Source organism: Arthrobacter sp. S41 (genome assembly GCF_004320535.1).
Lineage (GTDB): Bacteria > Actinomycetota > Actinomycetes > Actinomycetales > Micrococcaceae > Glutamicibacter.
In genome coordinates this window covers 1,134,932-1,159,820 of the sequence record NZ_SIHY01000001.1, presented here as the reverse complement: position 1 = coordinate 1,159,820, position 24,889 = coordinate 1,134,932, and the positions used below count along the sequence as shown (strand labels likewise).

26 protein-coding genes and 1 pseudogene are annotated in these 24,889 nt (G+C 55.0%); 13 read left to right on the top strand and 14 right to left on the bottom strand.

The annotated features are described in order from the left end of the window. Positions 1 to 11 precede the first annotated feature (11 nt). Together EYR88_RS05300 and EYR88_RS05295 are read right to left on the bottom strand one after the other, a co-directional pair. Complete coding sequence (locus EYR88_RS05300; RefSeq protein ID WP_131088654.1) at positions 12 to 521, bottom strand: helix-turn-helix domain-containing protein; 510 nt, start codon at positions 519 to 521, stop codon at positions 12 to 14. Between the two features lie 104 nt (positions 522 to 625). Then, positions 626 to 856, bottom strand: a complete 231-nt coding sequence (locus tag EYR88_RS05295) for a hypothetical protein (RefSeq protein ID WP_131088653.1) — start codon at positions 854 to 856, stop codon at positions 626 to 628. Between the two features lie 214 nt (positions 857 to 1,070). Between EYR88_RS05295 and fdxA the strand changes: the two genes are divergently transcribed. From fdxA to EYR88_RS05275, 4 genes are all read left to right on the top strand, one after another. Next, positions 1,071 to 1,394, top strand: coding sequence for a ferredoxin (fdxA, locus tag EYR88_RS05290; protein ID WP_131088652.1), 324 nt, complete (start codon positions 1,071 to 1,073; stop codon positions 1,392 to 1,394). A gap of 11 nt (positions 1,395 to 1,405) precedes the next feature. Then, positions 1,406 to 2,521 carry a succinyldiaminopimelate transaminase gene (gene dapC, locus EYR88_RS05285; protein ID WP_131088651.1) on the top strand — a complete coding sequence of 372 codons (1,116 nt, stop codon included), beginning with the start codon at positions 1,406 to 1,408 and terminating at the stop codon, positions 2,519 to 2,521. A gap of 98 nt (positions 2,522 to 2,619) precedes the next feature. After that, positions 2,620 to 3,909 carry a citrate synthase gene (locus EYR88_RS05280; RefSeq protein WP_131088650.1) on the top strand — a complete coding sequence of 430 codons (1,290 nt, stop codon included), beginning with the start codon at positions 2,620 to 2,622 and terminating at the stop codon, positions 3,907 to 3,909. A gap of 137 nt (positions 3,910 to 4,046) precedes the next feature. Continuing rightward, positions 4,047 to 4,655 (top strand): hypothetical protein, encoded by a 609-nt coding sequence (locus tag EYR88_RS05275; protein WP_131088649.1) that lies wholly within the window; start codon positions 4,047 to 4,049, stop codon positions 4,653 to 4,655. A gap of 89 nt (positions 4,656 to 4,744) precedes the next feature. Here EYR88_RS05275 and dapD read toward each other — a convergent pair whose 3' ends face one another. Continuing rightward, positions 4,745 to 5,701, bottom strand: coding sequence for a 2,3,4,5-tetrahydropyridine-2,6-dicarboxylate N-succinyltransferase (dapD, locus tag EYR88_RS05270; protein ID WP_131088648.1), 957 nt, complete (start codon positions 5,699 to 5,701; stop codon positions 4,745 to 4,747). Positions 5,702 to 5,783: 82 nt separating this feature from the next. Here dapD and dapE point away from each other — a divergent pair, with 82 nt between their 5' ends. Then, the gene (gene dapE, locus EYR88_RS05265) at positions 5,784 to 6,860 is read left to right on the top strand and encodes a succinyl-diaminopimelate desuccinylase (protein ID WP_131088647.1); all 1,077 of its coding nucleotides are present in this window, start codon (positions 5,784 to 5,786) and stop codon (positions 6,858 to 6,860) included. Positions 6,861 to 7,387: 527 nt separating this feature from the next. Next, positions 7,388 to 8,586 (top strand): annotated as a pseudogene (locus EYR88_RS05260) (IS30 family transposase). Positions 8,587 to 8,653: 67 nt separating this feature from the next. On the opposite strand, the gene EYR88_RS05255 reads toward EYR88_RS05260, so the two are convergent. The 4 genes from EYR88_RS05255 to EYR88_RS05240 form a co-directional block, all read right to left on the bottom strand. After that, positions 8,654 to 9,568, bottom strand: a complete 915-nt coding sequence (locus EYR88_RS05255) for an amino acid ABC transporter permease (RefSeq protein WP_131088646.1) — start codon at positions 9,566 to 9,568, stop codon at positions 8,654 to 8,656. Further along, positions 9,565 to 10,242 (bottom strand): ABC transporter permease subunit, encoded by a 678-nt coding sequence (locus EYR88_RS05250; RefSeq protein ID WP_131088645.1) that lies wholly within the window; start codon positions 10,240 to 10,242, stop codon positions 9,565 to 9,567. The genes EYR88_RS05255 and EYR88_RS05250 overlap by 4 nt, the downstream gene beginning before the upstream one ends. Positions 10,243 to 10,380: 138 nt before the next feature. Then, the gene (locus EYR88_RS05245) at positions 10,381 to 11,208 is read right to left on the bottom strand and encodes a glutamate ABC transporter substrate-binding protein (protein ID WP_131088644.1); all 828 of its coding nucleotides are present in this window, start codon (positions 11,206 to 11,208) and stop codon (positions 10,381 to 10,383) included. Between the two features lie 31 nt (positions 11,209 to 11,239). Continuing rightward, entirely contained in the window at positions 11,240 to 11,971 is a 732-nt protein-coding gene (locus tag EYR88_RS05240) for an amino acid ABC transporter ATP-binding protein (RefSeq protein WP_207306504.1), read from the bottom strand. A gap of 177 nt (positions 11,972 to 12,148) precedes the next feature. Here EYR88_RS05240 and EYR88_RS05235 point away from each other — a divergent pair, with 177 nt between their 5' ends. From EYR88_RS05235 to EYR88_RS05225, 3 genes are all read left to right on the top strand, one after another. Further along, a complete protein-coding gene (locus EYR88_RS05235) occupies positions 12,149 to 12,925 on the top strand; it encodes a TIGR00730 family Rossman fold protein (RefSeq protein WP_131088642.1) in 777 nt (258 codons plus the stop codon). Positions 12,926 to 12,933: 8 nt separating this feature from the next. Continuing rightward, entirely contained in the window at positions 12,934 to 13,278 is a 345-nt protein-coding gene (locus EYR88_RS05230; protein WP_131088641.1) for a DivIVA domain-containing protein, read from the top strand. Positions 13,279 to 13,401: 123 nt separating this feature from the next. After that, complete coding sequence (locus EYR88_RS05225; protein ID WP_131088640.1) at positions 13,402 to 13,569, top strand: DUF3117 domain-containing protein; 168 nt, start codon at positions 13,402 to 13,404, stop codon at positions 13,567 to 13,569. 67 nt (positions 13,570 to 13,636) lie between these two features. Here the strand turns inward: EYR88_RS05225 and EYR88_RS05220 are convergent, their stop codons facing one another. Further along, entirely contained in the window at positions 13,637 to 14,302 is a 666-nt protein-coding gene (locus tag EYR88_RS05220; protein ID WP_131088639.1) for a class I SAM-dependent methyltransferase, read from the bottom strand. A 140-nt stretch (positions 14,303 to 14,442) separates the two neighbouring features. Between EYR88_RS05220 and sigE the strand changes: the two genes are divergently transcribed. Together sigE and EYR88_RS05210 are read left to right on the top strand one after the other, a co-directional pair. Continuing rightward, a complete protein-coding gene (gene sigE / locus EYR88_RS05215; RefSeq protein WP_262197348.1) occupies positions 14,443 to 15,060 on the top strand; it encodes an RNA polymerase sigma factor SigE in 618 nt (205 codons plus the stop codon). A 78-nt stretch (positions 15,061 to 15,138) separates the two neighbouring features. Continuing rightward, positions 15,139 to 15,543, top strand: a complete 405-nt coding sequence (locus tag EYR88_RS05210) for a sec-independent translocase (RefSeq protein WP_131088638.1) — start codon at positions 15,139 to 15,141, stop codon at positions 15,541 to 15,543. Between the two features lie 9 nt (positions 15,544 to 15,552). Here the strand turns inward: EYR88_RS05210 and EYR88_RS05205 are convergent, their stop codons facing one another. From EYR88_RS05205 to EYR88_RS05195, 3 genes are read right to left on the bottom strand one after another with little or no spacing between them, the layout of a single operon-like run. Beyond that, the gene (locus tag EYR88_RS05205; RefSeq protein ID WP_131088637.1) at positions 15,553 to 16,656 is read right to left on the bottom strand and encodes an Mrp/NBP35 family ATP-binding protein; all 1,104 of its coding nucleotides are present in this window, start codon (positions 16,654 to 16,656) and stop codon (positions 15,553 to 15,555) included. Continuing rightward, a complete protein-coding gene (locus tag EYR88_RS05200; protein WP_131088636.1) occupies positions 16,653 to 17,267 on the bottom strand; it encodes a DUF1003 domain-containing protein in 615 nt (204 codons plus the stop codon). Before EYR88_RS05200 ends, EYR88_RS05205 begins: the two co-directional genes overlap by 4 nt. A 42-nt stretch (positions 17,268 to 17,309) precedes the next feature. Next, a complete protein-coding gene (locus tag EYR88_RS05195) occupies positions 17,310 to 18,560 on the bottom strand; it encodes a CBS domain-containing protein (RefSeq protein WP_131088635.1) in 1,251 nt (416 codons plus the stop codon). A gap of 132 nt (positions 18,561 to 18,692) precedes the next feature. Between EYR88_RS05195 and EYR88_RS05190 the strand changes: the two genes are divergently transcribed. Then, on the top strand, positions 18,693 to 19,577 hold the full coding sequence (locus EYR88_RS05190) for a general stress protein (RefSeq protein WP_207306463.1): 885 nt from the start codon (positions 18,693 to 18,695) through the stop codon (positions 19,575 to 19,577). Positions 19,578 to 19,666: 89 nt separating this feature from the next. Here the strand turns inward: EYR88_RS05190 and EYR88_RS05185 are convergent, their stop codons facing one another. Continuing rightward, the gene (locus EYR88_RS05185; RefSeq protein ID WP_131088634.1) at positions 19,667 to 21,214 is read right to left on the bottom strand and encodes an aminopeptidase P family protein; all 1,548 of its coding nucleotides are present in this window, start codon (positions 21,212 to 21,214) and stop codon (positions 19,667 to 19,669) included. 65 nt (positions 21,215 to 21,279) lie between these two features. Between EYR88_RS05185 and EYR88_RS05180 the strand changes: the two genes are divergently transcribed. Then, a complete protein-coding gene (locus tag EYR88_RS05180; RefSeq protein ID WP_131088633.1) occupies positions 21,280 to 22,125 on the top strand; it encodes a PHP domain-containing protein in 846 nt (281 codons plus the stop codon). On the opposite strand, the gene EYR88_RS05175 is transcribed toward EYR88_RS05180, so the two are convergent. Then, on the bottom strand, positions 22,110 to 22,934 hold the full coding sequence (locus tag EYR88_RS05175) for a site-specific DNA-methyltransferase (RefSeq protein WP_242632539.1): 825 nt from the start codon (positions 22,932 to 22,934) through the stop codon (positions 22,110 to 22,112). The two genes, EYR88_RS05180 and EYR88_RS05175, sit on opposite strands and share 16 nt — an antisense overlap. A gap of 138 nt (positions 22,935 to 23,072) precedes the next feature. Further along, positions 23,073 to 24,698 carry a DEAD/DEAH box helicase gene (locus EYR88_RS05170; RefSeq protein ID WP_131088631.1) on the bottom strand — a complete coding sequence of 542 codons (1,626 nt, stop codon included), beginning with the start codon at positions 24,696 to 24,698 and terminating at the stop codon, positions 23,073 to 23,075. Positions 24,699 to 24,889: the final 191 nt, after the last annotated feature.

The window sequence follows — 24,889 nt, the reverse complement described above, 5'->3', positions numbered from 1 at the left end:
TGCTGCACCAATCAGCGATCTGCCGGAGCACTTCCGGTGACATCCAAGTGGTGAGCCAAGAAGAGGGAGGTGGCTACACCGTCTTCTTCTGGATCTCGCATTGCGTAGTCCTCAATGACCGTGCGTAACCGAGACATCATTTCTTTTTGGGATGCTTCGCTTAGCTTCAGACCGACGCGGATCACCTGAATTTCTTCGGGAGCCAGCCCATCAATCTCTTGCAGGAAGGTGTCCACGAGCATCGGAGCTGCATCGGGGATACGTGTGCCCCAGGACTGTTTGGTGCTGCGGTAGGGAACCTCTTTAGCCCCACGATTGCCGCGGCGCGCTTCTTCCGGCTCCAGATAACCATTGGTAACTAGGGTGCGCACATGGTGTAACGATGTGGCCGGATTGAGCTCAAGAATGTCCGCAATTTCCTTGTTGGTTCGTGACTCGTGGAGGCACAAACGAAGGATTCGAAGCCTCAGCGGGGAGCTGAGTGCCCGAGCTCGCGATTGGACATGTTTGTCGGATGGCATGGAATCAGCATACGCGAAATTCGATAAGTGATTGGCAGAGTCAAATCACATGTCGCAAAGAATCTGAACACAAACCACTGGCCAGTAGTTCAGTACAGAGCACTTTAGCTGCGAGGCCGGCGTCTAGCCGGTGGCGGAGGAACACGCTTTGCGTGAGTAATCGAGGAACGGTCAATACGCACCAGCTCCGAGCGTGTCTTCACGCTAATCGACTCTTCGGTAATCTCTTGCACTTCACCCAAAGCATCGCTAAATTTTTCTCCAGCCTGAGCATTGCTCAACCGGTATCGAACGACGATACGGTCACCAGTAGCCAGATCACCAAAACTAAGCATTTTTGCGCGTCATCTTTTCGTAAGAAGAATTCATCTAAAGCCCAAGAAGCCGAAATGTGAATCGTCGGTTACGTCACAGCAGGTACATGGGCGCAAAGATGTATTGATATCAGGACTAGACTGTAGTTCGAGCCGGTTAGAGATTCAAAGAGCATCACAGAATCCTGCTCGCTCGTGTTGAAACCATCAAGTGCAAGGAAAGGTCTCGGCCCTCGTGACTTACATCATCGCTCAGCCCTGCGTCGACGTGAAAGACAAGGCGTGTGTCGAAGAGTGCCCGGTAGATTGTATTTATGAAGGCGAACGCTCGCTATACATTCACCCGGATGAATGTGTTGACTGCGGCGCCTGCGAACCAGTCTGCCCCGTTGAAGCCATCTACTACGAAGATGATGTGCCCGACGAATGGGCTGACTATTACAAAGCTAACGTCGACTTTTTCGATGAACTTGGTTCCCCAGGTGGCGCCGCTAAAATTGGTAATACCGGTACTGATCACCCAATCATCAGTGCACTGCCACTTCAGAACCAAGGCTAGGTTTTACTTTTATGCTTAAGCTCCCCGATTACCCCTGGAACCAGCTCGCACCATATCGCGAGCAGGCTGCAAAGCATCCAGGAGGGGTCGTGGACCTTTCGATCGGCACGCCGGTCGATAACACCCCGCAGATCATTCAGGACGCGTTGGCTCAAGCGGCAAACTCTCACGGATACCCCACCACGCATGGAACCGTTGAAGTTCGCCAAGCCATTGTTGACTGGTTTGCGCGTCGCCGTAACGTTACGGGCTTGAGCATCGATGACGTCATGCCAACGGTTGGCTCCAAGGAGATGGTGGCCTGGTTGCCACTGCTTCTGGGAATCGGCGCCGGGGATATTGTTGTCCGACCAAAGATTGCCTACCCAACCTATGACATCGGTGCACAGCTGGTCTCGGCTATCCCTATCGCCACCGATGATCTTGATGAACTGAGCGCCGAGGAACTTTCTCGCGTTAAGCTCATCTGGGTCAACTCGCCAGGTAATCCCACCGGCAAGGTGCGAGCTAGTGCGCAACTGCGCCAGATCGTTGAGCAGGCTCGCGAAATTGGTGCTGTGGTCGCCTCCGACGAATGTTATGCGGAACTGGGTTGGGAAGAATATGAAGGCCAAGTGCCTAGCATTCTTGACCCAGAAGTGAGTGGGGGAAACCTCGATAACTTACTAGCGCTGTACTCGCTGTCTAAGCAGTCCAACTTGGCTGGCTACCGTGCCGCTTTTGTAGCTGGTGCACCAAACCTCATGCCAACGCTGGTCAACAGCCGCAAGCATGCTGGCATGATCGTTCCCGGTCCCATCCAGCACGCCATGGTGGTTGCGCTTGGCGATGACGAACATGTGGCACAGCAGCGCGAAATCTACCGTGCCCGCCGCGAAGCACTTCGCCCAGCACTAGAAAACTTCGGACTGCGGATCGAAGATTCGGTCGCTGGTTTGTACCTATGGTGCACCGCGGACCGTCCGAGCTTCGAAACAATTGAAGCCCTAGCCCAGCTAGGAATTGTTGCAGGCCCTGGCGCCTTTTACGGCGCTGCAGGAGAACGCCACGTACGCGTGGCATTGACCGCCTCCGACGAACGGATCGCGGCCGCCGTTGAACGGCTGAATTCTTCCGCCAACCGGTGAAGATGACAGTCTGATTAGCGAGATAGGGTCCAGTCGCGGTATGTTCTAAGGTGACGACTGACCTTTCGGAACTACACGCTTTCCGGTTAGGAGAAGCAATGACAGATACTACATCTGCGCAGCTACAATTTGGTGATACCAACCTTGAGCTACCGGTTATCCCGGCTGCTGAGGGCAACGACGGTTTCGCTGTAGCACCACTATTGAAGACCACCGGGAACGTGACCTACGATCCTGGCTTCATGAACACCGCGGCCACCAAGTCCGCGATCACCTACATCGACGGCGATGCAGGTATCCTGCGTTACCGTGGCTACCCAATCGAGCAGTTGGCTGAGAAGTCCAGCTTCATCGAGGTAACCTACCTGCTGATCTACGGCGAACTACCTACCGCTGATCAGCTGGCAGAGTTCGACAACTCACTGCGCCGCCACACCCTGCTGCACGAAGAGCTCAAGGGCTTCTTCGGTGGCTTCCCACGCGACGCACACCCAATGCCAGTGCTGTCCTCGGCCGTATCGGCATTGTCCACTTGGTACCAGGATTCTCTGGATCCAAAGGACTCAAAGCAGGTCGAAAGCTCGACCCTGCGCCTGTTGGCAAAGCTTCCAGTGTTGGCTGCTTACGCCCACAAGAAGTCCATCGGACAGGCACTGCTGTACCCAGATAACTCGATGAACATGGTCGAGAACTTCCTGCGCCTGTGCTTCGGCACCGCCGCAGAGCCTTACATCCAGGATCCAGACGTAGTCAAGGCACTTGACCTACTGCTGATCTTGCACGCGGACCACGAGCAGAACTGCTCGACCTCCACCGTGCGCCTGGTAGGTTCCTCGGAAGCCAACATGTTCGCTTCGGTTTCTGCCGGTATCCACGCACTTTCTGGCCCGGCCCACGGCGGCGCCAACGAAGCTGTGCTCAAGATGCTGCGCGAAATCCAGTCTTCGGGCATCTCTCCAGAAGAATTCATGGAGAAGGTCAAGAACAAGGAAGACGGCGTACGCCTGATGGGCTTCGGCCACCGCGTGTACAAGAACTACGATCCTCGCGCAAAGATCATCAAGAAGACCGCTCACGACCTGCTGGCAAAGCAGGGCAAGAACGAGTTGCTTGATATCGCGATGAAGCTGGAAGAAACTGCCCTGAACGATGAGTACTTCATCTCGCGCAAGCTCTACCCGAACGTAGACTTCTACACCGGCTTGATCTACACCGCTATGGGCTTCCCTGAAAAGATGTTCACCGTACTGTTCGCGATTGGACGCCTTCCAGGCTGGATCGCACAGTGGCGCGAAATGATCAAGGATCCAGAACTAAAGATCGGCCGCCCACGTCAGCTGTACATGGGTGAAACCGAACGCGACTACCCAGGCTACACCAAGCCATAAGGTAGCGTACGAACGCTCACAAGAGGCTTGCCATCCGTATAAAGGATGGCAAGCCTCTTGTCTGTTTTAAGCGTGCATACGGGAGTATTCTTTGACTTTAAGACCGCGAGGGTATGCCCAAAAGTCAGGTGGTACGCATGTACTTTCGTCGTGGAAACAACTGGTCATTGGCCATCAAGACCGATCAAACGATGCTCATGGCTTTGTACTTGAGGGAGTTGGGCGGTGTGGATCCGGCTGAGGCCGGACCGAACTCCCGACTGTCCTCAACGATCAAGAATCGCAACGGTGCTGATTCTTCGCACGGACAGTTTAAGCAAGAATGGAGCGCGTGGTGGGGGACTCTCACGGCCGCTGACATTGCTGAAGAACAGGCAGAAGAACAAAAACTGCACGAAAGACTGGACGCTGACGGGTTCCCTGCGCTGGCAAGACTAGCCCGCGCTCATTACGGTCAGGCAACTGTTTTTGCGCAAGCGCATGCTCAACACTTTGAGCAGCAAAGTCCCAGCTACGTTCCGCGCAGACTAGATGAGTTGGAACGGATTTTGATAGACCACGGAGTTGAACACGATACGAAAAATGCAACCCAAGAGATTCAACTCATTGATGTGCCGCTGGATGAGCCCCGAGCATGGCTGGCTGGACCGGGCACCATTGTTGCAAGTACATCCTTGATGAAAGATGCTGGTGCTTTCCGCGGTTTCATTCAGCCCATGGTCACCATCATTTTCCCTGGGGACTAAAAACAGCAGGTTACAGAAAACAGTGAGGGTAGGCGGAACGATGTTCCGCCTACCCTCACTGTTCAAAGCTCGCACAAAAGCGAGAAAATTTAGTTAGCGTGCAGTGCGCTGTTCAGCTCAACAGTCTGACCCGCGCGAGCCAATGCTTCGACCGCACCGGTAATCGAGTTGCGACGGAAGAGAAGGTTTGGAACGCCGGAGAGCTCCAAAGCCTTCACCTGCTTGTCGCCCAAGAGTACGCGGGTGCCCGCGGTGACGTAGAGGCCGGCTTCAACCACCGAGTCGTCACCGATGGAGATGCCCACACCAGCGTTGGCGCCGAGCAGTACTCGCTCCCCAATGACGATGCGTTCCTTGCCACCACCCGAAAGGGTGCCCATGATCGAGGCGCCGCCGCCTACGTCGGAGCCGTTGCCCACGATGACCGAGGCCGAGATGCGTCCCTCAACCATCGAGGTGCCCAAGGTGCCGGCGTTGAAGTTTACAAAGCCTTCGTGCATCACGGTGGTGCCATCAGCCAGGTGAGCGCCCAAGCGCACACGGTCAGCATCAGCAATACGGACGCCCGAAGGTACAACGTAGTCAACCATGCGTGGGAACTTGTCTACACCGTAAACGGTGACAGCACCACGGGAACGAAGCTTTAGACGGGTTACTTCGAAGCCTTCAACCTGGCATGGACCGAAGTTGGTCCAAACGACGTTAGCCAAATGACCAAAAATGCCGTCAAGGTTGATGGTGTTTGGCTGCGCCAAACGGTGGGATAGTACGTGCAGACGAAGCCACACATCTGCGGTATCGGCGGGAGCCACATCGAGGTCAATGGTCATCGAGACCACTTTCTGAGTGGTGCCACGAGCAGCGTCATCCTGAGCGGCAGAAGCCAACTCACGAGGCAGGGAATCAGCCTCTTCTAGTTCACCAAGCACAGGTGCTGGGTACCAGACGTCGAGGACGGATCCATCTGCTGCGATGGTGGCAAGCCCGTGGCCTGAAGCCAAGCGTACGGAGGAGTCACTGGAGGCAGTCACAGTTTCTGAAGTCATACACTGATCGTATCGTTGTTGCCCCGGGTAACGTTGATAGATGACAGGCTAGTGAAGCTAGAAACGTAGGACTGTGAATACCGTGAACGAATTGGACCTGCGACAGGACGTCGCAGTGCTGACCGAGCAGATCATGAACATTGAATCTGTCTCCGGAAACGAACAAGCCATCGCCGATCAGGTACATGAGGCGTTGTTGAAGCTGGAGCATTTGCAGGTTCACCGTGACCAAGACGCGATTGTTGCCCGCACCAACTTTGGGAGTGAGCGCCGGGTTGTGCTGGCCGGGCACTTGGACACCGTTCCCTTGCCTCGTACTGAAGGTGCACTAGGCACCGTTCCAGCACAGGTGATTAACGGTGTGATCTACGGACGTGGAGCCACCGACATGAAGGGAGGCGTTGCCGTTCAGCTGGCCCTTGCCGCCGAACTCACCGATGCTAAGTACGACGTGACCTATGTCTTTTATGATCATGAAGAAGTAGAAGCAGCCAAGTCTGGATTGGGCCGTCTGGTACGCAACAGTCCTGAACTTCTGGAAGCTGATTTTGCCATCCTGCTAGAACCAACCAACGGCACCGTTGAGGGCGGATGTAACGGAACTAGCCGTTTTGTCATCCGAACCCACGGTAAAGCTGCGCACTCGGGCCGCGCATGGATGGGGCACAACGCCATTCATGATGCTGCCCCAATCCTGCAACGCCTAGCCGAGTACCAGCCACAGACCATCACCGTTGAAGGATTGGACTACCGCGAAGGGATGAATGCGGTACGTATCAATGGTGGTATCGCAGGTAACGTCATTCCCGATTACTGCGAAGTCGAAATCAACTACCGCTTTGCTCCGGACAAGACTCTGGCCCAGGCCGAGGCATTGGTCTTTGAACTCTTTGAGGGCTTTGAGATTGAGCGCACCGATGGGGCCGAAGGTGCCAAGCCAGGGCTCAATCAGGAAATCGCCGCAGACCTAATCAAGATCCTTGGCCAGGAACCGAAGCCTAAATACGGTTGGACGGATGTGTCCCGCTTCTCTGCCCTCGGCGTTTCAGCGGTCAACTTTGGTCCGGGCGATGCGTTGCTGGCACACAGCGATGACGAGCACGTGGCGCAGGAAGATATCCGCACCTGTCTAAACTCCTTACGCGCCTGGCTAAGCTAACTAACGCTCTTGGCAACTAATGGCCACAAAAAATGCTCTCGCTGCTTGAAGGCGGGTTCTAACGGTCGTTGCAACACCCTGAATAATCAGGAGTTGCAACGACCGTGCCTCATTTAACCCAGAACCCGTCACCGGCCACGCCTCAACGAATTCCAAGGGCAAGGCTCACACCGGACGAGAAGCAACGTTTCAACGAAGTGCTCGATGAGACTCAGCGTGTCAAAGATGCTGCCCAAGCCATCGGCGTCTCACTTCCCGCGGCGTATCAACTCGCCAAAAAACACGGCTGGGCATCATCCCGATCGGCCCCTTCCGCCACTCGTGGCAAGCCCAAAACGAGATACACGCAAGAACAGAAAGACGCGTTCTTCACTGCCTTCGACAAGCTTCAAAACGTTAGCCAAGCGGCACGCGAAGTCAATATACCGATCCACACTTGCTACCAATGGGTGGTTAAGGCAAAGCTAAAAATTCCGACATCTCACGCGGGCAAACGTGAGGAGTTCCTACGCCTCCGCGCCCAAGGTATGAGCCTTCGGGATGCCGTCAAACAGGTGGGCGCCCATTTGGAAACCGGTCGAGAGTGGGACCACGGCATCCGCAGAAGCGGAAACAAACGGTTCTATCCCGACGGTCGGGTAGTGGAATATAACAGTGGAATGACTACCCACGCCACCGAGTCAGGCCGGCAGCACAATACCGCGAGTCCAAGTCTTCCCGCGCTGGAGAAGCAGATTGATCCGCGATATCTGTCCATGACTGAACGCGAAGAAATCTATGCGCTATGCATTGCTGGGCACTCGATACGTCAGATCGCCATCAAGCTTAACCGCTCACCGTCCACCATCAGTAGAGAACTGCGACGAAACCGCACTGCCCAGGATGATTACTATCCTCACGCGGCGCACCGGCAGGCTGTGGCCCGTAGGTCACGGCAGAAGGAAGCGAAACTTGCTTGTCCTGGTCCGTTACGTGATTACGTTGTTTATGGTTTGCGTCTAGGGTGGTCACCGGAACAAATCTGTTTCCGTTTGGTTGCTGATCACCCTGATGATTTGGAGATGCGAGTGACTCAAGAAACGGTGTATCAATCAATCTTTGTGCAAGCCCGTGGTGGTTTGAAGCGAGAAGTTGTTCATACCCTGCGTTCGGGCAGGGTGCGCCGTAAACCGCAGAAGAAGGTTGATGAGCGCCGGTCGCGTTTCCGTGATCCGATGATTAGTATCAGTGAACGTCATGCTGAGGTTGAGGACCGTGCGTGCCTGGTCATTGGGAAGGTGACTTGATCATGGGTGCGGGGAATCAGTCAGCCATTGGTACGCTGGTTGAGCGTAGCACCCGGTTTGTGATGCTGGTGCATTTGCCTGGTGACAATACGGCAGAGACGGTGCGTGACGGGCTGATTGCAACAATGGCGACGTTGCCTGAGGCGTTGCGTGGTTCTTTGACGTGGGATCAGGGTATTGAGATGGCGTTGCATAAGTCGTTTAGCGAGGCGACAGATATGGATGTGTATTTCTGTGATCCGCACAGTCCTTGGCAGCGTGGTTCTAATGAGAACACGAATGGGTTGTTGCGTCAGTATTTTCCAAAGGGTACTGATTTGAGCAAGTATGGTCCGGAGGATTTGGAGCAGGTGGCGGTGTTGCTTAATGGGCGTCCACGCAAAACGCTCGACTGGAAGACTCCAGCCGAGCGTATGCATGACTTATTGTTAGAGGCCTAGACCGTCGGTGTTGCGACGATCGCTAGAACCCGCCGAAGCAGCGAGAGCATTTTTTGTGCCTGATTATTTAGACGCCAGGATTATTTGGATCCTTCTCGGCGCTGTCCACCGAACCGGCAGCTAAGGCACCGGCAGGTGCACCAACCAATTCAGCAGGGGCATCCTTGGACTTCTTGACGCGACTGCTCAAACGCTTCGAAACCATCTCTGCGATCTTGCTCAAGGTGAAGTTGATCAAGATGAAGATGACCGCAGTAACGATCAAAGCCTGCAAGACGTTGCCATTAGGCGAGGAATAGGTGCGGGCGAAGAACAACAGCTCGTTGAAGCTGATGATGTAGCCAAGAGCCGAGTCCTTCAGGATCACGACAAACTGACCGATCAACGCTGGCAACATAGCCACCAGAGCCTGCGGAATCTCGATGTGACGCAACGACATGCCACGGGTCAAACCGATAGCGATGCCGGCCTCACGCTGCCCCTTAGGCAGGTTGTGAACACCGGAGCGAACCAGCTCGGCGACAACGGAGCCGTTGTAGAAGACCAGTGCGGCCACTACAGCCCACAACGCAGTATCGCCAGGTAGCTCCAGGGAGCGTGCGAAGAAGACGTTGAAGAACACGATCATCAGCAGCACTGGAACAGCGCGGAAGAATTCCACGATGACAGTACAGAAACCATTGATGAGTTTGTTCTGCGAGAGTCGACCTACACCGAAGACCAGACCAAAAATCACCGAACCGATGATGCCCAGGATGGCTGCCTTCAGGGTGTTGACCAGACCGGGCAACAGGTAGTTCTTCCAGGTGCTTGCCTGAACGAAGTCATCCCACTGCTCAGGCTTCATCTGGCCCTTACCAGCGAGGCCAAAGAAGATCCAAGCCACAACGCCCAACGCGATGATCGCGCCGACGATGTTGATCATCAGGATTCGGCGACGTGCTTTCGGACCGGGTGTATCAAAAAGAATTGATGCGCTCATCGTGCCACCGCCAACTTCTTAGATAGCCAGGTTGTTACTAGGCCAACTGGGATCACGATGATCACAAAGCCAATGGCGAAGGTAAGGAAGATCGGGATGACGATATCGGCACGGAACTCAATCATCGACTTCATTACCGAAGAGGACTCGGTAGCCACAGAACCAACGGCAGCCACAGTGGAGTTCTTGATCAGAGCGATCAGGGTGTTACCCAACGGGACAATAGCGCCGCGGAACGCCTGAGGAAGGATGATCAAGCGAGCTGCTGGCATGAAGCCTAGACCAATAGCGCGGGCCGCTTCTGCCTGTCCTAGCGGAACAGTATTCACACCAGAGCGGATAGCTTCACAGACGAACGCTGCGTGATACACCGCTAGACCGAGGACCGAGAGTCGAAAGAAGTTCGCTTGGAAATCTCCACCAAGGGTGAAGCCCAACTGGCCGTACAGTGCCAACACGGCGAACAAGATGATGATGGTCAGCGGGGTATTACGAACCAAGTTGACGTAGCTGGAGCCGATGGCTCGGAAGCTTGCCACGGGGGAGATGCGAAGCAACGCCAGGACGGTTCCAAGTACTAACGCTCCAATTGCTGCCCAGAACGTTAGTTGGATATTGACCCAGAATGCTCCGGGGATGTTGTACTCAGTGAATATGGATAAATAATTCTCCACTGTCAGCCTCTGTCTCGATGGCCAGTGAGGCGGCCAAGCGGCTATGGGAACGATGGACTGAAAAGTCGGTCATCGGAAAAACAAGAATGCCGCGGGGGCCAAGACAAATTGGCTTGGCCCCCGCCGCATCTGGTGCGCTTATGCGCAGGTGTCTGCGAGCTTTGGTGGATTAGTCTTCGAGTTTGGCTTGTAGCCGGTGCCCTCGGTGTTCTTATCCAGCGCCTTCTGCCAGTCACCGGAATCAATCATCTTGGTGATCGCTTCGTTGATGGCCTTGCACTTGTCGGTGCCATCAGGCAGGCCAACTCCGTACTTCTCTTCGGAGAATGGCTTTCCAACAACCTTGAACTTGCCCTTGTAAGCAGGCTGTGCGGCCAAACCTGCAAGGATGATGTCATCGGTGGTAACTGCATCGATGGTTCCACCACTCATCTGAGTGACACATTCTGCGTAGCCCGGAAGCTCCTGCAGGTTGGTGCCTTCAGCGTAGTTGTCCTTGACCTTCTTAGCCGAAGTGGAACCGGTGACCGAGCAAAGGTTCTTGCCGTTCAGTGCCTCAGGGCCGTTGATGTCAGAGTCAGAAGCAACCAACAGATCCTGGCCTGCAACGAAGTACGGACCAGCGAAGTCGATGACCTTGTTGCGCTCATCGGTGATCGAGTAGGTTGCGAAGATCATGTCAACCTGGTTGTTCTGCAACATGGTTTCGCGGTTGGCCGAAGGAGCTGAAACGAACTCAACCTTGTCCTCGGCGTAGCCCAATTCATTGGCTACGTACTTGGCAACGTCGACGTCGAAGCCGGTGTAGTTGTCACCATCCTTGAAGCCGAGGCCTGGCTGGTCAAACTTGATGCCGATGCGGATCTTGTCGCCGTCAGCTTCGCTGTCCGAGCCACCACACGAGGTTAGGGCCAGAGCTGCGATAGCTGCCATTGCGGCGACTTTACCCAAACGAGACTTACGCATAATTTCTCCTAATTGGATGCGGGTGATGAAATTAGTGGTTGGTGATGAGCTTGCCGAGGAAGTCCTTGGCACGGTCTGACTGTGGATTGGTGAAGAACTCTTCAGGAGTTGCTTGCTCCACGATCTGACCATCGGCCATGAAGATGACTCGGTCAGCGGCCTTACGAGCGAAGCCCATCTCGTGGGTGACCACGAGCATCGTCATGCCTTCCTTGGCCAGTCCCACCATGGTGTCCAGAACTTCGTTAATCATTTCTGGGTCCAGGGCGCTGGTTGGCTCATCAAAGAGCATGACCTTTGGCTTCATAGCTAGTGCGCGGGCGATTGCCACACGCTGCTGCTGTCCACCGGAAAGCTGAGCTGGAAGCTTGTCCGCCTGGTTGGCCACGCCAACTCGATCAAGTAGCTGCATGGCCAAATCCTTGGCAGCAACCTTTTTCATGCCCTTGACTCGAATCGGGCCGAGCGTCACGTTTTCAAGAATCGATTTGTGGGCGAACAGATTGAAGGACTGGAAAACCATTCCGACATCTGCGCGTAGCTTGGCCAGTGCCTTGCCTTCGGAGGGAAGGGTCTGACCGTCAATCTTGATGGTGCCTTCGTCGATTGTTTCCAATCGGTTGATGGCACGGCACAACGTTGATTTACCGGAACCCGAAGGGCCGAGAATGACAACAACCTCGCCCTTGGTCACGCTGAGGTTGATGTTGTTGAGCACGTGCAACGAACCGTAGTGCTTGTTAACCCCAGTCAGCTGGACGATAGCGTCCGAGGTAGCCGACTGAGCCTGATGATCGCTGTTCATGCAATAGACATTACTGGATGTGACGCGTCCAACGCGCCACATCGAACAAGTCACATCTAGATGTTACAAAACTGTCACTTAGCCGGTACATCGACACGGTCTGGGTTGCTAGTGAATAACAGATAGAGTGAAGACATGGTTCATCAGCGAAAGAGTGAAAAGAACGCTCGCGAAGGGCAAAAACGCCACATCGAATCGAGCTGGCCTGGCAAGCGTCCCGAGGATCAGCTTGACCACTATCTCTTGGAGAGCCCACAAGAAGATGTAACGCATACCGACGTCTGGCGCGTTCTGCGTATTCAAGCTGAATTCGTTAATGGCTTCGGAACCCTCGCGGGCACCGGACCGGCGATTGCCGTCTTCGGCTCGGCTCGCACCGATCCAAAGAGCCCGTACTACAAGATGGCACACCATATTGGAACGCGTCTGGCGCAGGAAGGCATTACCACCATCACGGGTGGAGGCCCCGGCGCCATGGAGGCAGCCAATAAGGGTGCTGCGGATAATGATGGCATCTCTATTGGGCTTGGCATCGAGTTGCCCTTTGAGACAGGTCTAAATTCCTCGGTGAATAAGGGACTGAACTTCCGCTACTTCTTCGTGCGCAAAACGATGTTCGTTAAATACTCCCAAGGCTTCATTGTCTTGCCCGGTGGTTTTGGAACCTTGGATGAACTGTTTGAAGCATTGACCTTGGTGCAAACCCAAAAAATCACCAGCTTCCCAATCGTCCTGGTCGGAACTGAGTACTGGGGCGGCTTGGTTGATTGGTTGACCAATACCGTTGCTGTTGAGCGGGCAATCTCGCCTAAGGACTTGAACCTCTTTACGGTCACTGATGACCCTGATGAGGCTGTTGATTTGGTGCTGAACGCCGGCAAGAAAAAGACTGATTCGAAAGACGCACTCTAGGGGAGTCCATGCCGTTCCTATTGATCCTCATTGCGCTGTTACTTATTGGTGCAGTGGCTTTGTTGCTTTCGAGCCAACGTAAAAAGCTTGGCGTTGGACGTCATTTTGAAGCTACGGGTGAACCGATTGTGGGGCTCACGGAGCATCAGGCATCGTTGCCACCGGTGCTGCTTCCAGAGAACCCGCGTGCTGAACACATTGAAAAAGTTCGCTTTTCGCTCGGGTTGCGTGGCTACCGTTGCGATCAAGTGGATGAGGTTCTCGACGTGCTCGCAACCGAAATTACTAGCCTCGAAAATACGATTCGTGACCTTGAGTCACGGCGTGTGATTAGCGACACGAGCGAAAATTAGTAATAATAGATGATAAGAGTCCCAACTCAGCCGGGAATCTTGGCAGAGTATGGACAAGGCAAGCGGTAGTGCGTGACGCAAAAGCACGTTGCGCGCGTTAGCCCAGACGAAGGGAACAGCTTAATGGCTGCAATGAAGCCACGCACCGGTGACGGAGCAATGGAAGTTGTCAAAGAGGGCCGGAGCCTGATCCTACGCCTGCCAATTGATGGTGGCGGACGACTGGTCGTTGAGCTGAATAACGCTGAAGCGGCCGAGCTGCGCGATTGCCTGCTCAAAGTCACTGACTAGACTTCCCTGATCGCCACGAGGCGATGGCACTCGAGGACCGACAATATTGTCGGTCCTTTTGGCTTACCTAGCGAGACTTGGAAATTGGTTGTGGCAGAACAGTAGCCACGAACAATCCCTGTTCGCTAGGGAATAGATGGGTCTGCAAACGTGGATCTTCGCGAAGCATCCGCAACGCATCGCGGGTCATCACCGTTGAGGTACGGCGAACAGCTGGCTTCGCTAGACGATGCTCATCAAAAGCGTTGTTCAGAATAATGACTCCGCCAACACCAACGATGCGTTTGGCCTCAGCAACATATTCCAGCAGTAAGTCTGCGCCAGCATCGATCAGCACCAAATCGTACGCATGATCGGCCAAGCGTGAGAGAACATTTTCAGCACGCTCGTTGATGATCCTGGCACGTGCCGACGGAATGCCCGACTCGCGTAGCCCCTGACGCATGGCATTGGCGTGCTCCAAGTCGGATTCAATGGCCGTCAACGTCAGTGAGGGGCCTACGGCTTCAAGCATGGCCAGCGAGGCGACTCCAACACCCGAACCAATTTCAACCGCGTTGCGAGGCCTACGCAAGGTGCACAACAGCTGCAACATGGAACGCCCAGCAGGATCGATGCACCGCACTCCCAGATCCTCTGCCCGTTCGCGAACCTGCGCCACATGCTCTGGCTCGCTGACGTGGTTCTGAGAGTAGGTCCAGCTCGCAAAGAGTTCTGGATTCATCGAAGGCATGGGTAGTGGTCCTCAATAGCGTTGTCTGATAATGGACACTTCTAATCGTACCCAGCGCGCGGAGCGAAGTTGTTCAACTTGATGGTTCTCCCGCAGGGGATTCTTAGCTTCAGCTCAGCTTGTCGACACATACTTGAAGAGTGAACAATGCACCAAGTGATTCAATCTCTGCTACCCCGGCACCGGAAACCACCACGCCTACATGGGACCAAATGGTCCAAGAACATGGCGAACAGGTTTTCCGACTGGCCTACCGCCTTACCGGTAACCGCCATGACGCAGAAGACCTCTCCCAAGAAGCATTCGTTCGCGCCTTCAAGGCGTTGGATAAGTACACTCCTGGAACCATGGGTGGTTGGTTGCACCGTATCACCACCAACATCTTCCTAGATCAGGCCCGCCGCAAGAGCAAGATCCGCTTTGATAGCTTTGCCGAAGGTGCTGAAGAACGTCTGCCGGGTAACGTGATTACCCCAGAACGCTACTTTGAATACAACAATCTCGACGTGGATGTGCAAGAAGCCTTGCGTTCTCTCTCACCAGAATTCCGTGCAGCCATCGTTTTATGTGACATGGAAGGCTTCTCTTACGAGGAAGTCTCACGCATTCTGGATGTGAAGCTGGGAACTGTGCGTTCACGTATCCATCGCGGTAGGGCCATGCTTCGAGATGCCCTTGCACACCGCAATCCGGCAAACCGTACGCCAAAGTCTTTGTCACTGCCAAAGCTTCCACGAGGTTTGCGTCCAGCGAATTAGTCTGTGCTGCTGGCAGGGCGCTTGGTTATATGGCGCGGTGACTTCGTGAGTTTGTCTGAGACAAGGTAATCTTTTTACGTGGATCTTTTTGGAATCAATGGTAGCGAGTTTATTATTCTCGCAGTGCTCGCGGTAGTCATTCTTGGCCCCGAAAAGTTGCCTGAATACGCCAAAAAGCTTGCCAATTTGGTCAAAGAAGTGCGGCGCATGGCCAACGGTGCCAAAGAGCAACTGCGTGAAGAGGTCGGCGATGAAGTCGCCGACATTGACTGGAAAAAGCTGGATCCTCGTCAGTACGACCCACGGCGCATCATCAAAGAAGCTCTCATCGATGAGTTTGATGACGCAGTAAACCTAGCCAAGGAAAAGCCGAACACCCCGGTCGCAGCAGCTCCGGTGCGAACGGCTATTGCACCTCAGACTCAGAAGCAAGCTCCACTGGCTGCAAATGAAGCAGCTCCCTTTGATCCACAGGCCACCTAAGGCTTCGAGCTAGAACGACATTGGCAGCGATCGCCCGGCTAGTCCGCGCGGTCGCTGTACTAGTTTGTTGACCAAATCATTCAGGGCTGTAGCCGCTGGTGCTTGGGCGTGGCTGAGCACCACTGGCTTGCCTTGGTCAGAACCCAGACGTACCGATTCCTCCAAGGGAATTTGCGCCAACAAATCAACGTCGTAACCCAACTGACTGGTCAGTGACTGGCTAAGCTTCGCGCCACCACCGGAGCCAAATACTTCCATGCGCGTGCCATCTGGCAACTGCAGGAAGCTCATGTTTTCGACAACACCGATCACCTTTTGATTAGTCTGCAAGGCAATGGTTCCCGCGCGCTCAGCAACCTCGGTGGCGGTGGACTGCGGAGTGGTGATAACCAACAGCTCACTGTTAGGCAAAAGCTGCGAAACAGAGATTGCCATGTCCCCGGTGCCGGGAGGCAAATCCAAGAACAAGTAGTCTAGGTCGCCGAAGTACACATCGGACAGGAACTGTTCCAAGGCACGGTGAAGCATTGGACCACGCCAAATAACAGGCTGGTTCGAATCCAAAAACATGCCGATAGAAATGACTTTCACACCGTGAGCTACCGGCGGCAGGATCATGTCATCCATCCGGGTAGGGTTCTGCGTAATCCCCATCAAAGAGGGGATAGAGAAGCCATGAATATCAGCATCAATCAGGCCGACCTTTAAACCCTGAGAGGCCAACTGTGTTGCAAGGTTTGCGGTGATTGAGGACTTTCCAACGCCTCCCTTGCCGCTGGCTACGGCGATAACTCGGGTCAGTGACTGCGGATCAGAAAAGGGGGTGCGTCGACTAGCTAGGCGCTCGCGCAAGTCTGCACGCTGCTGCGGATCCATGACGCCGAGGGTGACGTTAACGTCCTGAACTCCAGGCACGGTGAGTAACGCGGAGCTTACTTCTTGCTCAATGGTGGAACGCATCGGGCAGCCTTCGATGGTCAACAAGATGGTGACCTCTGCTGTGCTGCCCACAAGCTGAGCGCTTTGTACCATATCAAGCTCGGTGATGGGACGACGTAACTCTGGGTCGTTGACCTTCGCTAGGGCCGCAAGAAGTTCTGGCGAATTGCTCACTTGCTGTTGTTCTTCCGATTCTGTGACTGTGGGGCGTTGACCGAATCCATTAGTCCGGTCTGTGGGGAGGAACTCTTGCCGCTGCCCTTTTTCTTAGCGCGCAGGTGCAACTCTTCGCCTTCGGTGGTTTCGAGCAGTTCTTCTAGGACGTTGCGAAGTTCTGAACGCACATAGTCACGGGTTGCGACGTCGCGAAGAGCCAGACGCAACGAAGCCAGCTCGCGGGTGAGGTACTCGGTGTCGTAGAGGTTGCGCTCTGCACGGGCGCGGTCTTCAGACAAGGACACACGGTCACGGTCATCCTGGCGGTTCTGAGCCAACAGCAGCAGGGGAGCGGCGTAGGAAGCCTGCAAGGAGAGCATCAGCGTCAACGCGGTGAAACCGATCGTTGAGTCATCAAAGCGCCAACTTTGTGGCGCCACGGAGTTCCAAATCAGCCAGAAGGCACAGAACACCGTCATGTACAGCAAGAACTGAGGCGTACCCATAAAGCGGGCAAATTTCTCAGTGACAGAACCGAAAAGATCCGGGTTAGGGGAGAATTTCGGCCAGAATCGTTGTCGTGCTGCTAGTGGGGTGTCCAGGCCATTAGTTTTACGCTGCTCAGCCATAGCTGGAACTCCTCTGCTGATCTGTCTGTTGATGGTGCTCGTTTAGTCCTGAGAGCGCCAATCATCGGGAAGGATGTGATCCAAAATGTCATCGACGGTGATGGCTCCAACGAGCCGGCCCTCTTTATTGGTCACACCCACACTGGTGAGGTTATACGTGGCTAAATGCCTGACGACTTCCGAGATATCGGCGAGATCCGACATGGATTCAAGCTCAGTATCAAGGATGTCGCCCAATGGTTCGGGTGGTGCTGCGCGCAAGAGCGCCTGAATGTGAACCTGTCCCAAATATCGTCCAGTGGGAGTCTCCAGGGGAGGGCGCACCACATACACAGTGGAAGCCAACGCGGGACTCAGCTCTTCTAAACGGACGGAGGCCAGAGCTTCAGCCACAGTCGACTCCGGAGTCAAGATGACTGGAACGGGGGTCATGACCGAACCGGCAGTACCTTCGGGGTAGGCCAACAGACGGCGAACGTCCTTCGCTTCATCCTCGTTCATCAGATCCAAGAGCTGATGTTTGGTTTCCTCAGAAACACCGGCCAACAAGTCGGCTGCGTCGTCAGGGTCCATCTCTTCAAGCACATCTGCAGCGCGTTCAAGGCCGAGGGCTGAAAGGATCTCAACCTGCTCACGGTCTGGCAATTCCTGAAGCACGTCCGCAAGGCGCTCATCTTGCAGGTGCGCAGCAATTTCTAGACGACGCTTTTCATTCATTTCATGAAGAGCGTCGGCGAAGTCAGCGGGTTTCATCTCATCGTGGGTGGCCACGAAGGTGTCTGCTGACTGTGGTTCTTCTTGGGAGCCGTGACGCAGGTCCTGCCAGGAAACTAGTACCTTGTCACGCTTGCGCGAGCGTAGGCCCAGCAGTGAAGACGTAGGTACGCCGCGCTGTACGTAGTATTCATTGATTTCCCAATCCCCACGACGGGTCTGGGCCAATCCAATATCTTCAATAACACCGCGACCGGATCCATCAACAAAGGTGATGGTGCGGTCAAACATTTCGGCGACAACAAGGATTTCTTGGCCACGCTGTTGGAAGCGGCGCATATTTACCAGACCAGAACAAATCACCTGGTTGGCTTCCATCGACTGGATGCGAGTCATCGGTACAAAGACTCGACGTTTGCCGGGTACCTCGACCACCAGACCAACACAAGCAGCGGCCTTCTGCGGGCCGCGGGAAACGACGACAACATCGCGTAATCGGCCCAAGCGGTCGCCCAAGGGGTCGAAGACATCAAGCCCGAGAAGTCGGGCGACGAAGATTTTAGACACTGGTGCGCTCACCTCTCTAGACTATCGTGTCCCACTGGTCATCGCGGTGTGCAAAGCCACAGGATAGCCACTGTTTCTTTCACCGTCAGCGATAGTTACTTCACAACTAGGCAGGCTCACAGTAAACCTGTGCACAATATAGATATGACCTCGCCTCATAGAGTAAATTCGATCAGCCCCAACGGTTTGCCTCGCGGAGAACTGCTTGGACGTTACACCAGCTACCTCGACGCGCAGAAGCTCGTTGATTACTTAGCAGACAATGATTTTCCCGTTGCTTCGGTGAGCATTGTCGGTAATGACGTACGTACTGTCGAGCGAGTGACCGCGAAGCTTTCTTACCCAAAGGTGGCGCTTGCTGGTGCCGCCCAGGGTGGCATGATGGGCCTGTTTGTCGGCCTGCTACTTTCGCTATTCGGCGGCGGCGGAAACGGTCTTTACCAGATCCTTTCCTCCATCGGTCTGGGCATGGCCATCTGGATGGTGGCCGGTGTGGTGAGCTACTCAACTCGTCGCGGAAAGCGCGATTTTGCCTCCTCCAGCCAGTTTGTCGCTACCAGCTTTGACGTGGTGGTGGACTTCGAGCAGGCACAAGCCGCTCGCGCACTGGCTTCGAAACTTCCTATGCGTCCGCAACAGGGTAACGCGCAGCAGCCAGGGGCACAGCAGCCTGGCGCGCAGCAAGCACCCGGCACGCACCACGCACCAACCCAGGTTCAGCAGCAGGCGCCGGTGGCTACTACTACCCAGCCAAACCCAACGCAGGCTCCAGATACCGCAGAAGCAACTGATGCACGCAAGGGTCAGTTCCCGGACTTGCCTGATGGACGCCCACGCTACGGTGTGCGGGTGAACGAGCCAAAGTCAGCGGCGGCCGAAGAGCCTGCCACCAAGCCGGCCGAAGATTCATCAGCACAGAATAAGTCTTCTGAAGCCGAGAACGATGAAGATCTTTCAGCGGTTGAACCGACGATCAATCCTTCACAAGGTTCGCAGCACCGGGCCAAGGACGACGAGTCGGAAGCCTAAAAACTTAGAACAAAAACACTGAAGGTCTCGGTGTCATTGCTCATTGCAATGACATCGAGACCTTCAGTTTTAAGCATTGTCTGCCTAGATTAGCCGCGCAGCTTGGCCATCCATGACTCAACGTCCTCTGGGTTTCGAGGCAAAGCAGCGCTCAAGTTCTCGGCACCATCAGCGGTGACAAGAATGTCGTCTTCAATGCGCACACCCAAACCGCGGAACTCTTCAGGGATCGCAAGATCCTCGTCCTTGAAGTACAGGCCAGGTTCGATGGTGAAGACCATGCCTTCCTTGAGTTCTGCGTCCAGGTACAGCTCGGCGCGAGCCTGAGCACAGTCGTGAACGTCTAGCCCCAAGTGGTGGCTGGTGCCGTGTGGCATCCAACGACGGTGATGCTGACCTTCTTGGCTCATGGCTTCTTCTACCGAGACAGGCAAGATGCCCCACTCTGAGAGACGTTCGGCCAGAACACGGGTGGCGATCAAATGCAGATCGCGGAACTTCAGACCTGGCTTGACCGCAGCAAACGCTGCATCGGCGGCATCTAGAACGGCCTGGTAAACCTTGCGCTGAACCTCGGTGTACTGACCGGACACTGGCAACGAGCGGGTGATGTCTGCGGTGTACAGGGATTCTGCTTCGACACCTGCATCCAGCAACAGAACTTCGCCTGGTGAGACGGTACCGGTGTTGCGGATCCAGTGCAGGATCGTGGCGTTATTGCCCGAGGCTGCGATGGTGTCGTAGCCCAGTTCATTGCCTTCAAGGCGAGCACGTGCAAAGAACGCACCTTCAACAACGCGCTCACCACGCTCGTGCTCAATAGCCTTATCCAAGTTGCGTACAACATCTTCAAAACCATTGATGGTCGCTGCAACTGAACCGCGCAATTCAGTGATTTCGTGCTCATCCTTGATCAGACGAATTTCAGAGACAAACTCGGAAAGCTCGGTATCTAGGGCATCGCTGGCCTCTAGATCCTGTGCAGTGTTCATCCGTGAAGTGTCAACGAGAGCATCCATGTTCATGTCGACTTCGCGGACCAAACGAATGCGGATACCACCAAGCGCCTGCGGGCCAGCATTCTTGGTGACGGCCATTTCTAGCTGTTCCAGGGAATCGGTTGGCAAGCCGGTGCGTGCGGAGAGGGAAGACAGCGTTGGGCGCGGACCGACCCAGAACTCGCCGGAGCGGGAGTTCAGGTAGAAGTCGGTGGTGTCGCGCCCAGCCATCGGGGCGAAGTACAAAGTGGAAACGTGATTGCTGCCGTGCTCGCCAGCACCGTCATCGGTTGGTTCCATAACCAAAACTGCATCTGGTTCATGGTCAACACCGAGACCGGTCAGGTGAGCAAAGGCCGAATGTGGGCGGAAGCGGTAATCGGTGTCATTGGAGCGGACCTTCAATGGGCCGGCAGGAATGACAAGACGCTCACCAACAAAGTTTTCCGAAAGCTTGGCACGGCGGGCCACAGCGAACGGTGCAGCTGCATCCTGTTCTGGTAGCTGCGACGTGTCAGTTGCCCACGAGGAGGCCATGAATTCTTGGAATGCCTTGGACGTTGGACGCTGGGAACGGTTGTTCACTCGGTCTTCCAACGGCTGATTTGTGCCTGTGGCAGATGATTCTTGATTGGTCATAATCCAAGTGTGTCACCAACTCAGCTTTCCCAGCAAAGAATCAGCGCAAGGGATAATCTAGGAATATGCGAATTGACCTGCACACCCACTCCAACGTGTCAGACGGAACTCAAACTCCTTCCGATTTGATCCGTTCTTCTGCCACCGCTGGACTAGATGTGGTGGCGTTGACCGACCATGATCAAACCACTGGTTGGGCGCCGGCTGCCGAAACGGCAAAGGAACTGGGGGTCGGTTTCATTCCTGGCATGGAAATTACCTGCCAGGACCCCAACGGGATTAGCGTGCATTTGCTTAGTTATTTGCATGACCCCACCTATCAGCCACTGCTAGACGAGCTGGAATTATCGCGTAACGCTCGCATCATTCGTGCGCAGCGCATTGTTGAACGTCTGGCTGAGGACTACCCGGTGAGTTGGGATTTGGTCAGTGAGCATTGCCAACCGGGCGCAACCATTGGCCGTCCGCATATTGCTGATGCTCTGGTCTCTGCAGGGGTGTCAGAGAATCGCAATGAGGCCTTCGCTAATATCTTGTCTTCGCGTTCCAAATACTATGTTACCCACCCCGCAGTACGTCCGGCCGAAGCGGTCAAACTTGTCCGTGAAGCCGGGGGAGTCCCCGTGTTTGCCCACCCGAAAGCCTCGCTGCGTGGACGGACCGTACCCAACTCAACGTTCCACGAAATGATCGACGCCGGTCTGGGTGGGGTGGAAATTCATCACCGAGACAACAGTGAAGAAGGCAAGGAATGGTTGCTTGACCTTGCTGCCAAAAAGAACTTGATCATCACCGGTTCCTCGGATTATCACGGAACCGGGAAACTAAACCGGCTCGGTGAGAATGTCACCGAGCCGGAAATGTTGCAACGTATTATTCAGGAAAGCAGTGGAACTCAGGCCTCGGTATAGGTAGTCGACTCGGGCAAGCGTGAACGCATCACGTCGATTGCTTCCGAATTCTGATCTACCAAGACAAACTTTCGTCCCAGCTTTGCAGCTACCGCTCCGGTCGTTCCAGAACCGGCAAAGAAGTCCAATACCCAGTCGCCTGGGCGTGAAGATGCCGAAACTACTCGACGCAAAATACCTTCAGGCTTTTGTGTTGGGTATCCGGTTTTTTCCTTGCCTGTTGGCGAAACGATGGTGTGCCACCAAACGTCGGTAGGCAGCTTGCCCAAAGCTCGCTTTTCGGGAGTGACCAAGCCGGGAGCCATGTACGGTTCACGGTCTACTTCTGAAGAATCAAAGTGATACTTCTTTGGATCCTTCACATACACCAAAATGGTGTCATGCTTAGCCGGCCAACGGTTCTTGGCGCGGGCTCCGTAATCGTAGGCCCATATGATTTCGTTCAAGAAGCTGTCGCGACCAAAAATCTCATCGAGTAGAACCTTGACGTAGTGGACCTCGCGGTAGTCGAGGTGCACATACAAGGTGCCATCTTGGGTGAGCAGACGGTGCGCCTGACGAAGCCTTGGCTCAATGAAGCTGAGGTAATCGTCAAAGGTGTCCTGGTAAGAACGCGCAGCACCAAGTTCGGTGCTGTAGGCACGACCTTGGAAACCGGTGCGGTCACCTTCACCTTCGGCAGCACGAACCATCGTGCGCTGGGCACGAGTCTGTTTACGTCCGGTGTTAAATGGCGGATCCACGTAGATCAAGGTGAAGCTTTCATCTGGCAAAGCCGAGAGAATGCTTAGATTGTCGCCGTGGTACACGGTATTGGCTGACGCCGGAGCTGACGATGATGAATCATCATCAGCTCCGGTTTCAGGTATTGCTGATTCTTCGGGTTGAGCAAGCACCGCTGGCTTAGGTTCCTTTCGGAAGAACGAACGAACTGGTGGGACTTGAAACTAGTCCTGTCCACCTGCATCGGTGCTACGGGTACGACGACGCGAACGGCGGCGTGGTTCCTGTGCTGATGCATCCGTGCCGGCCTCAGCTGAAGCATTTGGCTGGTGCGATTCGCGATGCCGCTCGTTCTCACGTGCTGGACGGTCCTGCTTGCCCTTGGAGTGGCCGTGGCGTGAATTCTCCTGCTCGCCAACGGCTTCCTGACCGGCGCGCTGTTCGGTCTTCTGACCGTTGACGGTGCGGGTACGGGAGCGCGAGTTGTTGCGACGGCGAGGAGTGCGCTGTGAATCTTCACGACGCTCCGAACCTTCGCCCTCTGCAGGGGCAGCCTTCTTTGCGCGTGGCAAACGGCCCTTGGTTCCCTTAGGAATGTCCAGATCCGTGAAGAAGTGAGGGGAAGACGAGTAGGTCTCCACTGGCTCTGGAACGTTCAGTCCCAGTGCCTTGTTGATCAAGGACCAACGAGGAACCGAATCCCAGTCAACAAAAGTTACCGCGGTGCCGGTGTTGCCAGCACGGCCGGTACGACCAACACGGTGAAGGTAAGTGTTCTCGTCATCTGGGCACTGCAAGTTGACCACGTGGGTGACGTCATCAACGTCGATACCGCGGGCAGCAACATCGGTAGCAACCAGAATTTCAATCTTGCCTGAACGGAACGCCTTCAGCGCCTGTTCGCGAGCACCCTGACCAAGGTCACCATGCAAAGAACCGGCATTAAAGCCACGGTCTACCAGCTCATCAGAAAGTCGAGCAGCCGAACGCTTAGTCTGCGTGAAGATGATGGACTTGCCACGGCCTTCAGCCTGAAGCAGGCGGGCCACCATCTCGTCCTTGTCCATGTTGTGTGCGCGGTAGACCAGCTGACGGATGTTGCGCTTGGTCAGCGAATCGTCGTCTCCTGGATCCTGGGCACGAATATGTGTTGGACGGGTCATGTAGCGCCGTGCCATGGTGATCACAGCGCCCGGCATGGTGGCCGAGAACAGCATTGCCTGGCGTACCGGAGGCAAGGCAGCCAAGATGCGCTCTACGTCGGGCAGGAAGCCAAGGTCCAGCATTTCGTCGGCCTCATCCAAGACAACGGTGCGAACCTGCTTGAGGTTCAGCACGCGCTGACGGTTCAGGTCAATAAGGCGACCTGGGGTACCAACAATCACGTCGGTGCCGGCCTTCAGAGCATTGATCTGCTCTTCGTAGGGGCGACCGCCATAGATGGTGGTGATGGAGATGTTGGAGTGCTTTGATGCCTGTGCGAGGTCGGCGCCAACCTGGATAGCCAGTTCACGAGTTGGGGCAACGATCAGTGCCTGCGGGGCACCTGGGAATTCAAGATTATCGTAGCCTTTGTCGCCTGCACGGATCACGCGCTGCAATGCAGGGATACCAAAGCCAAGGGTCTTACCGGTACCGGTCTTTGCCTGGCCAATGATGTCATTTCCGCCCAGAGCCACCGGAAGGGTCAGCGACTGGATGGGGAAGGGATACTCGATCCCGGCTTCCGAAAGGGAAGCGACAATGTCTGAACGGACCTTGAGGTCTGCAAAGTTCTGCTTTGCTGGCTCTTCGATGGTCTGTGGGTCTTGTGGTTCGGCAGCTTCTGCCGTCAGAGTCGTGTCAGTCACGATATTAATATTCTCGTTTCATGTGGGCCCAGCTCCGGAGTGATTCCTCGGCATTTTCTGCCGTGGGTTCATCGTGCTGTGCTATTCCAGCGGAGCCGATCGCGTCGTTTCGCTTAGGAGAATCTCATTCACCTAGGGAATGGTGACCGCTGGGAAGCCACCAAGATACTGTTTTATTTCTCAGCCCATTG